Origin of the sequence: Paenibacillus aquistagni, from assembly GCF_900177815.1 — a bacterium.
Classification (GTDB): Bacteria; Bacillota; Bacilli; order Paenibacillales; family Paenibacillaceae; genus Paenibacillus_B; species Paenibacillus_B aquistagni.
The window spans coordinates 585,872-598,629 of the sequence record NZ_FXAZ01000001.1; the positions used below are offsets into that span (position 1 = coordinate 585,872).

The following is a 12,758-nucleotide window of genomic DNA, read 5'->3' on the forward strand; positions in this document are numbered from 1 at the left end:
GATCCTCTATCGGGATTTAGAGCGTGAGCTTAATACGAAAGAGCTGTACCCTATGTCGAGCAAGGAGGGGATACGCATGGAGCCTGTAATAAAAGGTGTGTTGGATAAGCTTCCGCCTTGGAGCTACCAGTTGTTTGCGGTTGTTATTGCCGTTGGCATTATTTTTTATTTTGTTAAAACGCTATATGTAAATAAGCGCTTCAGCGATATGATCTCAGACGTATTGCGCCGAGACGACCGTATTCATACGTATCAGGAAAAGATGGATGCGATGCGTGAGAAGCAGGAAGAAAGCGAGCAAACCGTTCAGCAGACATTATCAGCCATACGCAACTTCGAATCCTTTTTGAATACATTCAATGATCTGCGGCTGGTAAAAGACCCTTATCTGGTTCTCACGGAATCCTCCTTTTTGCTTCAGCGCATGCTCGATATGCTGGCGATTGATATGAAGCTCAAGCCAGGCGTCCATCACCGGTGCGGCATATGGCTGTATGAGGACCAGATGCTGACCCTTCGGTTTTCCTCAGCAGGCTTTCCGAAGCACTATGTAGGCGAGCGCGCGCTGCATGTGGATCGATCGGTTGCTGGGCGGTGCTACCGCAAGCAGGCGATTGTTCAGATTGCAGATGTGACAAAGGATGAAGACTGGGAACGCAATGTAGAATCCAAAAGCCCCTACAAAGCACTGCTATGCTTGCCGTTAGGCAGCTTTGGCGTGTTAACCATCGATGGCCTGGAACCGTTCCATGAAGCAGGACGGGCAATCGGCGAAATATATGCAGGTCTCGTTATCAGCGTGCTGACAGAGCATACGCGCTCCTTCGATCGCTGGGCGATGCATGCGGTTGGGACGGCTGGGCTGATGGGAAAGGACTTTCCTGAAGAAGAGGATGCTTAGCATGTAAGAGAAGCTTGGTATAACGGATATAAATTAGCAAACACTACCTCTCATAAGAATAGGGAGGTCGTGATATGTATCATTCTCATACCGTGCTTTGGGGCAAGCGGCTAGCGATATGCTTCTTCATCGGGATGCTTCTGGCTGCAGGCTGGAGCAGCGGCAGCAAGAGCAGCTTCGCACTAGAGCGAGACATGGAATTACTGGATCAGGATAAGCAGGCGGCATCCAATAAGAAGCGATCTGCTGATGGCCCGTGGGCAGCCTTCGTTCGTCAAGGTCAGTTGTGGATAAACATAGCTGGCAAGGAAACAAGACTGATCCGTGAATCGACAGTATCTCGTCCCAGATGGTCGCATGACGGTTCCCAGATTGCTTATACGCTGCACGACAAGGAATGCTGGGTCTATCAGCTGCACACTAAGCGAGCATTGAAGCTGTCTGACGACGCTCGCTCCTATCAGTGGTCGCCAACCAAGAATGTGCTTGCCGTTCAAGAAGGGAAGCTGTTGAGCCTTTATGATGGGGCGTCTAATGGAGACTCTGTTCAGCTTAAGCCAGTCATCAGCGGTGTAGGAAACTACAGCTGGCAGCCAGGAGGAGAGCGATTCCTTGTCTCTTCTCAAGCAGCGCTGCTGCCATCAGGCTGGACTCAGGTTCAATTGTACAGTGTTCCTGAGGATGCCAAGATGGACTCAGGTAAAGTCCAGCTTCTATATACTCTCCCTGCCCAAGAAGATGATTTTTTTGCTGTAGGAACAAGTATTTTCAAGTGGTCGCCCGATCAGGAGTGGGTCGCTTTTTATGCTGTTCCGACTGCTTCTCTCTCCGCGGACGGCAACACGCTCTGCATGCTGTCGCGTGATGGCAAGTGCTTCTATACGCTCAACATGATGCTGAAGGAGCCAAATTGGTTTCAATGGTCACGAGCTAAGACTCCGCTGCAGCTTGCCAACATAGCAGGGGGCGGCCGGATGACAGTGGAGAATAAGCATCTCGTCGTAAATACGGCGCCTGCTTCGCAAGGGAAAAACAACACCCCTGAGGGGTATGCGGACCGTGATCTTGCTTGGGTGGATGACTCCCGAATCGTCGTGTCGCGCTCCAAGGAAACCGAGTGGTCAGAAGACGAGTCCAAACGTCCGCTTCCTCGACTCGTCATTCAGAACATGGATGGCCCTAAGTCTCATGCGCTAACGAGCCCGCCATCTGGATGGGGCGATTTTTATCCATATGTTGATGATGCTTGGGACAGGCTGACTTGGGTGCGAACAGATCGCAAGCAGGCTCAAGTCTGGGAAAGTGCAGTGGCGGGAACGCATCACCGTCTCATGATTCGACAATTGGATGTCCCCGAGTCCTATTACGAACGCTGGGACTGGTCAGAGGTGCTGGATTGGCATTCTACTTAAGCTTGGGCTGAGGGTGCTGTGTTTGGAAAAAATAAATAGAAGCTGTTCTCCCGTTGGAGACGGATGGCAGGCTGTGGTAAGATGAGGGTGTTGTTAAGTATCCATCCGGGATACTGGGTGAACTCAGATAGGGGTGAATAGATATGATGGGAGCGTGCACGGTAGGCTTCAGGTTCGATATCTACTACCGTTGATGAGTTATACTTCCAACGATTATTAACACCATACGGAGGTATAACGATATGAATGAACAAGTACAGCGTGCGATATTGGTAGGTGTAAACCTTAATCAGCAGAGCAACTATGATTTTGATTATTCCATGCTTGAGCTAGGTAACTTAGCTGAGGCCTGTGAGGTTGAAGTAATTGGGCAAGTGACCCAGAACCTAGAGAAAGTCAATCCATCTCATTATATTGGAACAGGCAAGATCGACGAGGTTAAAGAGCTGCTCACGATGCTTGATGGCAACTTGGTCGTCTTTAACGATGAACTGTCTCCATCCCAAATTCGCAATCTTGAGCGTGATCTGGACTGCAAGGTTATTGATCGCACGCTATTGATTCTCGATATCTTCGCAGAGCGTGCGAAGACGCGCGAAGCTCAGCTTCAAGTAGAGGTTGCGAAGCTTCAATATATGCTGCCTCGATTGGTTGGCCTGCGTGAATCGCTAGGACGCCAGAGCGGCGGGGTTGGTACGAAGAACAAAGGAGCCGGGGAGACAAGGCTTGAGCTTGATCGCAGACGAATCGAAGATAAGATCACGGCCCTTCGACGAGAGCTTGACACGGTTGTCGCGCACAGACAAGTGCAGCGGAAGCAGCGCAAGAAAAACGATCTGCCTGTGGTATCGCTGGTCGGCTATACGAATGCGGGCAAATCAACGGTCATGAACGCGATGATGAATCGATTCAATCCCGATTCAGGCAAGCAGGTATTTGAAAAGGATATGCTGTTTGCAACCTTGGACACGTCGGTGCGTGAAGTGCCGCTGCCGGATAACAAAAGCTTTTTGCTTACAGATACGGTAGGCTTCGTCAGCAAGCTTCCGCATCATCTGGTCAAGGCATTCCGTTCCACGCTGGAAGAGGTGGCAGAAGCTGATCTGCTGATCCATGTTGTGGATTATGCCAATGAGAATCGAGAAGAACTGATCCGCATTACCAATGATACGCTGGAGGATATCGGAATTCGCGATATTCCTGTCGTTTATGCGTATAACAAGTCGGATCTAATTGAGATGGCCATTCCAAAAGTGGAAGGCGAGCATATTTACATGTCCGCGAAGCGGGGAATAGGCATTGAGGAACTCGTAAAGCTTGTTCGCAGCCATATCTTCAAGGATTATGTGAAGTGTGAAATGCTGATCCCTTATGACATGGGACAGTTGGTTTCCTATATGAACGAGCATGCTCACGTCGAAGCTGCGGAATATGAGGAGACAGGAACGAAGCTTACTTTAGAGTGCAAGGTGAGCGATTATAACAAATATCAGCAGTATGTTGTGCAGCAAGCATAGTGCTCACATAAGCAGCGGGTTGTCCTAATCGAACTCTTGTGATGAGAGAACATTCCCCAATTACTTGCAATAAAAGGTCTCGCCTTCCACTTAACCATGGAAGGCGAGATTTTTTCATGAATATGATGTGGCTAGGAGTCCAAACTAGCCCATTTTTTAGTATGGGGATAAGTGCTAGCGTAGACTATGGTTTATCGAATGGGGAAAAAGGAGCGGCAGCGAGTTGAATACATTTGCTACAGCAAAGCAATAACTAGCAGTTCGAACAGCACTAATGGCAGGATGACGTTGTTGTAGTAATAAGGATTATATGCTCTAGCATCTGGCTGACTTTGAGGTACGCTGATGTGCAGGCAGCGATGATCGACGCCCACGATCGTTCCATCAATCGTCTGACCATCGATGGTTGTGATTCGAACCTGACGATTCATCGCTCGCTGAGCAGCTTGATACGAGTTGTCTCTAGCTTGCTTTAGCTGCTGTACAGAATTCGGGTCGGCTTGATATACAATATTGGAAGACGGCTGTACGTTCATGATAACCTCCAGTGCATCTTTTTAACAGTTTATGCAGGAGCCCAAGCGTGTGTTCAAAGAGGATCATTCGAGGGGTTAAGCAGATTGTAAACCCGAATTCTGCGCATAATAACAATAGCGAAAAGACGATGAGAAATGGACCATGCTAGAGAGGGGTTATTATACGATGAGTATTGTGTTGGGAACCACAGCAGCACTTGTGTCGGCGGGTGGCGCGATTGCAGCGGTAAGTGAATTTATGTATAAATTGGCCATTAAAAGGACGAGCAAGGAATTCCTTTCACAGCGCTCAGAACTCGGTGAATTGGATGAATGGCAAAAGCAGGCTCAGGCAAATGAGGAGTGGCGCAGTGCGCATCCTTTTGAAGAGCTGACCCTATATGCTTATGATGGGCTTAAACTGCACGGTTATTATTTTGCAGCGAACATCCCAACACATAAACTAGCCATCTTGGTTCATGGATACTCTGGACAAGGGCTAGACATGGCTACCTATGCGGGAATCTATACCGATACGCTAGGCTTCAATGTGTTTATGCCGGATAATCGAGGACATGGGAAGAGTGAAGGGCATTATATTGGATTTGGCTGGCATGATCGCTTGGATATTTTGAAATGGATTGAATATTTTGTGGAGCGCTTTGCCGGTCAGGTTGAGATTGTGCTACATGGCGTATCGATGGGCGGTGCTACTGTGCTTATGACGAGTGGCGAGAATCTTCCCTCTCAGGTAAAGGCCATCGTGGCTGATTGTGCATACACCTCTGTACATGAGGAGCTGACCTATCAGTTGAAGCAGATGTTCAAGCTGCCACGCTTCCCGCTGCTGTATACGACAAGCATTGCCTGCAGGCTGCATGCAGGTTATTCCTTCAAGGAAGCAACGGCACTTGAGCAAGTGAAGCGGGCAAGGACGCCAATTCTGTTCATTCATGGGGAAGAGGATACCTTTGTACCTACTCATATGGTCCATCCGCTGCATGAGCACTGTGGCAGCGAGAAGGAGCTTTGGCTCGTTCCTGGTGCTGCGCATGGGGCTTCCGTCCTTGTTGATTATGAGGGATACCGGGAGCGGACGAGACAATTCGTGTCACGCTATGTGAATTGAAACATTGGAATACAGGTGAAAGAGTACTGTATATGGTGTAATCACTTTAACATTTTGTCAATATGTGGTTTGAAACCCCTCCTAATCTTTGTTCGTATGATACTTGTGAAAAGGTTACTCAGGACAAAGGAACCATGACAAAATGATGACGGCTGTTAACGAAATGAGTCAGAACAATGAAAAGCCAATGAATCATTGGCTTTTTTTGTCTGTTTATGTAGAATCGTGACGCAATATAGGATATTATTTCAATTAAAAGAAGATTGCTAGTCTTGCTGACACATCTATATAATGAGTAAGCAGATTAACATGGGGTTTGTAATGATGTCTAGAATGATGCAAGAAGTGATACATAACCATTAAGGTTAGTCTTCATTCAAAAGCAAGGGGGGATACATATTGGCTTCGATTCCATATTTCGTGTTTGGGGCGCTCGATGTTATTGCTATTGTTGTTTTGACGAGCAAGATGTACAAGCTTTCACTCGCTAAGCATTTGTGGAAGATGGTTGCTTTTGCAGTTAGCTTATCCTTCTTCTCGTATTTGATGAGAGTGGTGTTTGAGATTCCGCAATTTGATTTCCCTGCACAGTATGTTTTAATGTCTCTATTTTTTATTTTTGTTTTAGGTGTGAAGTATTATCATGCTGCTTTTATAGTTGGGGCAGGAACAACGATATTTTTATCCTTGCAGTTAACGGTGTATCTGGTATTTGCAACATTTGGATTGGCAAATGTAGAGATCTTGAAGAATAATACTGGACTTTATGTTCACCTACTACAATTTTTTGCAGAGCTTGTTTGTATAATGGTGGCTTTGTATCTTCATATAGGCCGCAAAGGCTTCTCATTTGTTACCAATGAATCAACAAGAGAGTCAAAGTTTGATCGATCAATCGTGCTAGCTACGTTGCTTTCCGTTACAACCATTTGCCTTACCATTTATTTTGTTTATACAGAGAACACGTTAAGTATCATCATTATGGCTGGTGCCAGCTTTATTATTTCTTATTTATTATCACATAAGCGAGTTGATGATCATGATAGAGAAGCTTTCGAGGCATATATCGCGAGACATCAAGAAGAGTGATCCTGCTCTATCGGTAAGTCATGAAGTTCTGGAATATGCAATCGGAATACGTTTGAACTTTATAGCAACGATTTCTTTAACATGTATGTTTGGAGCATTAACTGGAAAGTTTCTTGAAACGATAACTGCAATGACTGTTTTTATCATCGTTAGGAAGTTTTCGGGTGGGTATCATATGAAATCTCTAACCTTATGCGCCATTGTTTCCTCCATATTATTCGGAGTTATTCCGTTCATTCCTATTTATGGGGAATATGTTTTTTACCTTACATTTATTTCAAGCTTAATCTTTCTATGGTTCTCGCCTAACATTATGGAGGACTTGAATCCTTCAAAGTGGGATCCATATTTAAAGCCAATCTCTACGATGATCGTTATGTCGAATTTTCTTATAAACTCACCTATCCTAGCTCTTGCATTCTTTGCGCAAGCTATACTTATTATTCCATGGAAGGGAGGTGAATCTACATGAACAAGAACATCGCTCGTACATTGGCAAAATACTTAGAAAAAAAGGCATTGAGTGATTCCAGAACATCAAAAGTTGCTATAGGTGCTAAGCCGCTGCCTAAAGAGTTGAAGAAAAACTAACAGCTCGTTCATTATTTCTGACGATACTCAAGTCTGAGTTTGGGAGTTTTAGTGACAGTGGTAACTACATGAGTTTGGCAGCAGATCCTTCTTCTAAGATTCAATGACTTTTTTATATACCATAATATTTAATGGAAGAAGTATGCAGATATTGGTTGTTTGGATGAACGAATGTTTGTATTTTGATCACGAACTCATCATCTGTGTGGAGTCCACCTACTGGTGGGCTCTACTTTTATGATGGATTTAACGGGTAGGTGTGTGGTATCCCTAACTAGAAATGTTCGCAGGAAAGCTAACGCATCTAGAGCCAAGGTTATGCAAAATATGAATTTATGTTCATTTATTTTTTTAATATTAATTGCAAGGAATTGACGTAACTTTGTTTTCTTCCATCCTGTATATTGCATTCAGCGTGTTGGATTCATTTGCCGTTCATTCATTGGTTCATAAATTATACAAGCTGCCTATGCGAAGATATAAGTATCACATCTTTGAATGTACTTTAATGATAGCCCTGATCTCTTTCCTCATGCGAGTGAAGTTTGAAATGCAAATATGGGACTTGCCTGTGCAGTATGTCATCTATCTCCTATTTTATCGCTTTGTCTTAAAGTACGGGCTGCATATCTCTGCTTTTATCATTGGCTCTGGACTATCGGCGTATATCTCGCTCCAAATGATCATTTATTACCTAATTTCACTAAGTGGTGTCGTGACGAAGTCCGTCATTCTGGATACAAACGGTATAGGTGTGTAGAAGCAGATCTTGAAGTACTCGAATACGGTATTGGGATCAAGCTGAATAGGTATGGGGTACTCATCCTAACATCGATACTTGGCATCCTATTGCATCAGTGGGTGAATCGTTAATTGCTCTTATCAGCATTTCTGTGCTGCGAAGATTCTCGGGTGGCGTTCATTTTCGTTCATTAACACACTGCATGCTAGTAACATCACTAACATGTACCCTGATACCCATGATCTCTCTGTCAAAAGGGACTTTGATGCTGTTGGCCTCGATTTCATTTATCTTTATGTTGATATTTTCTGAAACCCCAATACATAGTAGGATGGAACAGATATGTCTTAAGTCTCTTTTTCTAAAATTGTGGCGAAAAAGGAAACGAGAAAGTAATCGACGTCCGTGTAATATAATATTGATCTGGTGTTCTTTGTGGTATTCTTGTATGATGGAAACATTATACGAATTAGGAGGAAAATATGAAAAAAGTATTAGGGGTATTATCATTCGTCATTTTAATAATTGGTTTAGTGGGGTGTGGAGGTGCTAAAGAGGAGTCAAGTACATATACTTTGAGTGCAGCCGGCACCGAAATAGAAGTGACATATTATTATAAAAACGATGAAGTCACAAAGCAAACTACGAATAGTACAGTTGCTTACGCTTCAATGGGAGCGGCGAATAAGGAAGAAGCAGAAACCATTATTGAGCCTTTAGCAAAGCAGTATGAAAATGTAAAAGGTATTAAGCATGAAGTTGAATACCAAGAGGATAAGCTTGTGGAAAAAACTGAAGTTGACTATACCAAAGCTGACTTAAAAGAAGTGTCAAGGTTAACAGGGTCTATGTTTGAGGATGCTGAGGAAGCTGGTTTTGTTAGCATGAAGAAAAGTGAAGAGATGTTATTAAGTAATGGATTTACAAAGAAATAAAAGATATTAAGTGCTTTATAATAAGATCATTTATCTATTATTTAAAACCAATATAATTGTAAAGAATCCACTAATGTCGTTTCTTTATCTAATTGAAAATTAGGCTGCTCTGATATTCGGGGCAGCTTATTTTTGATGTTTCGCCCCCAATTCGCACCCAATTTTAATTTATAGGGTTTTATTACAAAAAACAAATCCTTCAAAGCCTTGGTATATAAGGGGTTGTAGAAAATTAATTGAGCGCCCTATTGCTAGGGCGCTCTCATGGGAGAGGAGAAACCGGACGAAGAGCTTATGGGGAAACGTAAGTCTTCTCCGCGGTTGTCTACGACATTCGATGATGTCGATACTTACAGGATAACCGGATCGAGATCTTTTATACGTTTCATGAAATAAAAATTTGGTTGTTCTAGAGTGTGATGTCCCTTCTATATGCCCTGCTGCTCGTGGGAGAGGTTCTCGTATGGGATTGCAATCACTTACGCATCTTATAGGTGACTATGGCAGAAATAAAGGAGATGACCCTACGATGAAGTACGTAGTGATTGTTGCCCACCCCAATCCGGACAGCTTCACACAATCTGTATGTCACACAGCTGTTCAGGCATTGGAAGCTTCTGGACATGAGGTGAAGCTGCGAGACCTGTACAAGATAGGTTTCAATCCGCTTTTGAGTGTCGATGACTTCAAAAATTCGAAGTCAGGTGAGATCAGTGAGGATGTCAAGACAGAGCAGCAGCATATCGCATGGGCAGATGCTCTTATCGTGATTTATCCATTGTGGTGGGCTTCATTGCCAGCCATTCTTAAGGGCTATGTGGATCGCGTCTTTTCCTATGGCTTTGCATACAGCATGGATGGAAATGGATTGCAGAAGCTCTTGAGTGGAAAGTCAGCTGTGCTGTTTACAACGATGGGGAACACGGAAGAGCACTACAACAATGTAGGAATGTTTGAAGCGATGAGGAAAACGGTGGATGAAGGAATTTTTGATTTTGTTGGAATAAAGGTGCTTGAGCACAAATATCTCACCTCTGTGACAACAGTCGATAATGCGACACGCGAGCAGATGCTTGAAGAAGTTAAAAGCGTGCTCGCAAAGCAAAAAATGTAACGTCGCCTTGCACAACGTATTAAACCTATTGCAAGCGCTGCAATGTGTTGAACCTCCGTTCATGTATGTAGAATGGAGGTTTTTTAATCATCATGATCAAAGTAGGGTTCATGTTAAATAGGATAGATATGGAATCATGTTCATTTATACAGTTGTCTTTATTAACGACTTGAAAATATGGTACGATTAACGTCAGCAATACAAGCATAATGCAGTTATACGATGTATAGGAAATGTGGTGAAACGAAAGTGCGAGTCATATCCGGATCAGCAAGAGGGCGAACATTGAAGGCCGTGCCAGGCATGAATACTCGTCCGACAACGGATAAAGTAAAAGAAGCGTTATTCAGCATGATTGGACCTTATTTTGAAGGTGGAGTCGTGCTTGATCTGTTTGCAGGAACAGGAGGCTTAGGAATTGAAGCGATAAGCCGAGGGATGGACAAAGCCATATTTATCGATATGGACACAAAGGCGATCGACACAATTCGATATAATGTGAAAGTGGCTTCAGTGGAATCAAAGGCTGAGATCTATCGAAATGATGCTAAGCGGGCACTAAAAGTGCTGGAGAAGCGGGGAAGCCAGTTTGACCTTGTATTCATGGATCCTCCTTATCGTTATACCGATGCCGATCAATTGCTGGCCACCATGATTGAGGGCCAACTTCTAGGAGAAGATGCAGTGATCGTTATCGAACATGATTCTGCGCATCAATACCCAGAGACCATTCAATCCTTCACAAGCTGGAAGCAGGCGAAGTATGGAGACACAACGTTAAGTCTATATCGGCGTGCCGTTCAAGATTCGTCTTCTGGCGCTCATGAAGTGTAATGGCAGAGGAGATGGAAATGTTGACAACACCTATCGAACGAGTACCCCGTATTGCCGTCTATCCTGGCAGCTTCGATCCTGTGACGCTTGGACATTTGGACATCATTGAGCGGGCATCCAGGCAGTATGACAAACTGGTTGTTGCGGTGCTGAATAACTTGAAGAAGCAGCCGCTCTTTACGGTTGACGAACGCATGGAACTGATGCGTACGGTGACAAGCCATCTGCCCAATGTCGAGGTGGACAGCTTCCGTGACCTTACGGTTCAGTATGTGGTTCAGAAGGATGCCAACGTTATTGTACGCGGCATAAGAACGGTAACGGACTTTGAATATGAGCTTCAGATGGCCTCGACGAATCGCAAGCTTAATCCTCAGGTGGAGACCATTTTTATGATGACCAATCCCAAATACTCCTTCCTAAGCTCCAGCATGGTAAAGGAGATTGCGTATTTTAATGGAGATGTATCAGAATTTGTTACACCTGAAGTGGAAGAAGCCATGAGACTTAAGTTTGTGCGATCATAACAGCGCTCGTAATAAGTGGGTACATAAACGTAAAACCTTATCATTTGCCACTTGTTAACGAGAATAGTGTGACAGCAGCTTGGCAATAACACTGCCAATTATGAATAAGGCCAGCAGTCCGCCAGCGAAGAGCAGCAGGGCAGGCCATTGGCCCCAGCCCTCTCCTGTGCCCATAAGGGATATCCAACGATCCAGCGACGTTCCTGCTTCGGGACGAGCATAGGTGGTTTCTGATATTGCCAGAGTAGGCATCGCGCCCTCCCATTGCAGCAGCAGAGATTGCAGAGGAGTCCAGCACAGATAGGTCAGGCCAAAAGCGCATACCGCATGCAGCAGTCTTGATTGCAGAAATGCTGCATATCGGAGATCAGTTTGCTTAATAAGGCTGTGAACCTGCAAATGCGCGCTGAAGCCGCTCCAAGCAAGCACGGCGCTTACTAGTGCTGCCTGAAAGACGGGAGACGAAAAGGACAATGTCCCGATCGTGAATGCTCCCAGATTAACTTCAAATAATCCATTCAACACAATACTGCCGATCCGATCCGGCATGAGCAGCTTCATCACTTGAATGAGAACGGAGAAGATCATCATATAACCGCCAATCATCATGAGTGTCTGCACCGCAGAAGCGGTCGCTTCGCCGAGAAGCTTGCCTAGTGATCTGCCATCACTCCGATGAGCTTGTTCCATCGTATGCAGCACTCGCTTGAGGAGCGAAGGGGAAGTATTGGGTTGTGACTTGTCCAAGGGCCGAAATTGTTGTGCATCGGCAGAAGCTCTGCCTGCGGGAAGCTTTGCCTTACGGCTTGACAGCAATCGAATAAGCAGCATGGAGACGAGAGCAGACAGCCAGTGGAAGATCGCGAGTGATAATCCTGTATTGGCTGCTTCCATGAAGCCGACGCCAACGACCGCAATCATAAATACGGGGCTGCTGGCATGAGATAGGCCAAGCAGGCGTTCCCCTTCTTGGCGATTAATGAGCTCTTGCTTTCTTAAGGCGACGACCGCCTCAGCGCCTGCTGGATAACCGGCGGTCCAGCCAGCAGCCCAAGCCCAGCCGCCTGCGCCTGGGATGCGAAAGAGCGCCCGCATCAGTGGATCAAGCAGCACGCCTAAGCCATGAACAAAGCCATAGGCCATCAGCATTTGAGATAGAATGAGAAACGGCAGCAATGCCGGAAATATCATATTCCACCATACTTTTAAGCCTTGAAGAGAAGCTTGAAATGCTTCATCGGGATAGGCAATGATGCAGAAAACGAGCATGAGGGCGGTTCCCCCAGCTGTAAGCGTATAAAAGGGCTGCTTGATCAGGGGGCTTTGCGTAAGCCGAGTATGCTTCATTACGTTCACCTCAGAGCAGAGTTGGATGGTCATATAAAAAAGGAATAGCTTGACGCGAATGACCGTAATCTATATGTACGTGCAGAGGACGGGCTTTAGACCTGC

15 protein-coding genes are annotated in these 12,758 nt (G+C 45.1%); 13 read left to right on the forward strand and 2 right to left on the reverse strand.

Annotated features, from left to right (window positions below):
- Positions 1-76 precede the first annotated feature (76 nt).
- The 3 genes from B9Y93_RS02685 (at position 77) to hflX (ending at position 3,830) form a co-directional block, all read left to right on the forward strand.
- The gene (locus B9Y93_RS02685; protein ID WP_085492801.1) at positions 77-901 is read left to right on the forward strand and encodes a GAF domain-containing protein; all 825 of its coding nucleotides are present in this window, start codon (positions 77-79) and stop codon (positions 899-901) included.
- 74 nt (positions 902-975) lie between these two features.
- A complete protein-coding gene (locus B9Y93_RS02690) occupies positions 976-2,313 on the forward strand; it encodes a TolB-like translocation protein (protein ID WP_085492802.1) in 1,338 nt (445 codons plus the stop codon).
- A gap of 242 nt (positions 2,314-2,555) precedes the next feature.
- Positions 2,556-3,830 carry a GTPase HflX gene (hflX, locus tag B9Y93_RS02695; protein ID WP_085492803.1) on the forward strand — a complete coding sequence of 425 codons (1,275 nt, stop codon included), beginning with the start codon at positions 2,556-2,558 and terminating at the stop codon, positions 3,828-3,830.
- A gap of 236 nt (positions 3,831-4,066) precedes the next feature.
- On the opposite strand, the gene B9Y93_RS02700 is transcribed toward hflX, so the two are convergent.
- Positions 4,067-4,366: a hypothetical protein gene (locus tag B9Y93_RS02700; RefSeq protein WP_085492804.1), complete on the reverse strand. Its 300-nt coding sequence runs from the start codon at positions 4,364-4,366 to the stop codon at positions 4,067-4,069.
- A 166-nt stretch (positions 4,367-4,532) separates the two neighbouring features.
- Here B9Y93_RS02700 and B9Y93_RS02705 point away from each other — a divergent pair, with 166 nt between their 5' ends.
- The 10 genes from B9Y93_RS02705 to coaD all read left to right on the forward strand — a co-directional run bounded on the left by B9Y93_RS02705 (position 4,533) and on the right by coaD (position 11,306).
- Positions 4,533-5,474 carry an alpha/beta hydrolase gene (locus B9Y93_RS02705; protein WP_085492805.1) on the forward strand — a complete coding sequence of 314 codons (942 nt, stop codon included), beginning with the start codon at positions 4,533-4,535 and terminating at the stop codon, positions 5,472-5,474.
- A 399-nt stretch (positions 5,475-5,873) separates the two neighbouring features.
- Positions 5,874-6,563 carry a hypothetical protein gene (locus B9Y93_RS02710; RefSeq protein ID WP_085492806.1) on the forward strand — a complete coding sequence of 230 codons (690 nt, stop codon included), beginning with the start codon at positions 5,874-5,876 and terminating at the stop codon, positions 6,561-6,563.
- Positions 6,514-7,035 carry an accessory gene regulator ArgB-like protein gene (locus tag B9Y93_RS25150; RefSeq protein WP_170936416.1) on the forward strand — a complete coding sequence of 174 codons (522 nt, stop codon included), beginning with the start codon at positions 6,514-6,516 and terminating at the stop codon, positions 7,033-7,035. Before B9Y93_RS02710 ends, B9Y93_RS25150 begins: the two co-directional genes overlap by 50 nt.
- Complete coding sequence (locus B9Y93_RS25010; RefSeq protein ID WP_258960765.1) at positions 7,032-7,154, forward strand: hypothetical protein; 123 nt, start codon at positions 7,032-7,034, stop codon at positions 7,152-7,154. Before B9Y93_RS25150 ends, B9Y93_RS25010 begins: the two co-directional genes overlap by 4 nt.
- 550 nt (positions 7,155-7,704) lie before the next feature.
- The gene (locus B9Y93_RS24320) at positions 7,705-7,914 is read left to right on the forward strand and encodes a hypothetical protein (protein WP_139829129.1); all 210 of its coding nucleotides are present in this window, start codon (positions 7,705-7,707) and stop codon (positions 7,912-7,914) included.
- A gap of 97 nt (positions 7,915-8,011) precedes the next feature.
- Positions 8,012-8,449 carry an accessory gene regulator B family protein gene (locus B9Y93_RS25155; protein WP_176228829.1) on the forward strand — a complete coding sequence of 146 codons (438 nt, stop codon included), beginning with the start codon at positions 8,012-8,014 and terminating at the stop codon, positions 8,447-8,449.
- A complete protein-coding gene (locus tag B9Y93_RS02730; RefSeq protein WP_085492810.1) occupies positions 8,379-8,831 on the forward strand; it encodes a YehR family lipoprotein in 453 nt (150 codons plus the stop codon). The genes B9Y93_RS25155 and B9Y93_RS02730 overlap by 71 nt, the downstream gene beginning before the upstream one ends.
- Positions 8,832-9,360: 529 nt before the next feature.
- The gene (locus tag B9Y93_RS02735; RefSeq protein WP_085493933.1) at positions 9,361-9,945 is read left to right on the forward strand and encodes an NAD(P)H-dependent oxidoreductase; all 585 of its coding nucleotides are present in this window, start codon (positions 9,361-9,363) and stop codon (positions 9,943-9,945) included.
- A gap of 249 nt (positions 9,946-10,194) precedes the next feature.
- On the forward strand, positions 10,195-10,779 hold the full coding sequence (gene rsmD / locus B9Y93_RS02740) for a 16S rRNA (guanine(966)-N(2))-methyltransferase RsmD (protein WP_085492811.1): 585 nt from the start codon (positions 10,195-10,197) through the stop codon (positions 10,777-10,779).
- A 17-nt stretch (positions 10,780-10,796) separates the two neighbouring features.
- The gene (coaD, locus tag B9Y93_RS02745) at positions 10,797-11,306 is read left to right on the forward strand and encodes a pantetheine-phosphate adenylyltransferase (protein ID WP_085492812.1); all 510 of its coding nucleotides are present in this window, start codon (positions 10,797-10,799) and stop codon (positions 11,304-11,306) included.
- 54 nt (positions 11,307-11,360) lie between these two features.
- Here the strand turns inward: coaD and B9Y93_RS02750 are convergent, their stop codons facing one another.
- Complete coding sequence (locus tag B9Y93_RS02750; RefSeq protein WP_085492813.1) at positions 11,361-12,653, reverse strand: nucleoside recognition domain-containing protein; 1,293 nt, start codon at positions 12,651-12,653, stop codon at positions 11,361-11,363.
- Positions 12,654-12,758 lie beyond the last annotated feature (105 nt).

What these genes read in the sequence shown, in the direction of transcription:
- B9Y93_RS02685 (WP_085492801.1), top strand. Translation starts at nt 77, where the DNA reads ATGGAGCCTGTAATAAAAGGTGTGTTGGATAAGCTTCCGCCTTGGAGC.
- B9Y93_RS02690 (WP_085492802.1), top strand. Translation starts at nt 976, where the DNA reads ATGTATCATTCTCATACCGTGCTTTGGGGCAAGCGGCTAGCGATATGC.
- hflX (WP_085492803.1), top strand. Translation starts at nt 2,556, where the DNA reads ATGAATGAACAAGTACAGCGTGCGATATTGGTAGGTGTAAACCTTAAT.
- B9Y93_RS02700 (WP_085492804.1), bottom strand. Translation starts at nt 4,366, where the DNA reads ATGAACGTACAGCCGTCTTCCAATATTGTATATCAAGCCGACCCGAAT.
- B9Y93_RS02705 (WP_085492805.1), top strand. Translation starts at nt 4,533, where the DNA reads ATGAGTATTGTGTTGGGAACCACAGCAGCACTTGTGTCGGCGGGTGGC.
- B9Y93_RS25150 (WP_170936416.1), top strand. Translation starts at nt 6,514, where the DNA reads ATGATAGAGAAGCTTTCGAGGCATATATCGCGAGACATCAAGAAGAGT.
- B9Y93_RS25010 (WP_258960765.1), top strand. Translation starts at nt 7,032, where the DNA reads ATGAACAAGAACATCGCTCGTACATTGGCAAAATACTTAGAAAAAAAG.
- B9Y93_RS24320 (WP_139829129.1), top strand. Translation starts at nt 7,705, where the DNA reads ATGCAAATATGGGACTTGCCTGTGCAGTATGTCATCTATCTCCTATTT.
- B9Y93_RS02730 (WP_085492810.1), top strand. Translation starts at nt 8,379, where the DNA reads ATGAAAAAAGTATTAGGGGTATTATCATTCGTCATTTTAATAATTGGT.
- B9Y93_RS02735 (WP_085493933.1), top strand. Translation starts at nt 9,361, where the DNA reads ATGAAGTACGTAGTGATTGTTGCCCACCCCAATCCGGACAGCTTCACA.
- coaD (WP_085492812.1), top strand. Translation starts at nt 10,797, where the DNA reads ATGTTGACAACACCTATCGAACGAGTACCCCGTATTGCCGTCTATCCT.
- B9Y93_RS02750 (WP_085492813.1), bottom strand. Translation starts at nt 12,653, where the DNA reads ATGAAGCATACTCGGCTTACGCAAAGCCCCCTGATCAAGCAGCCCTTT.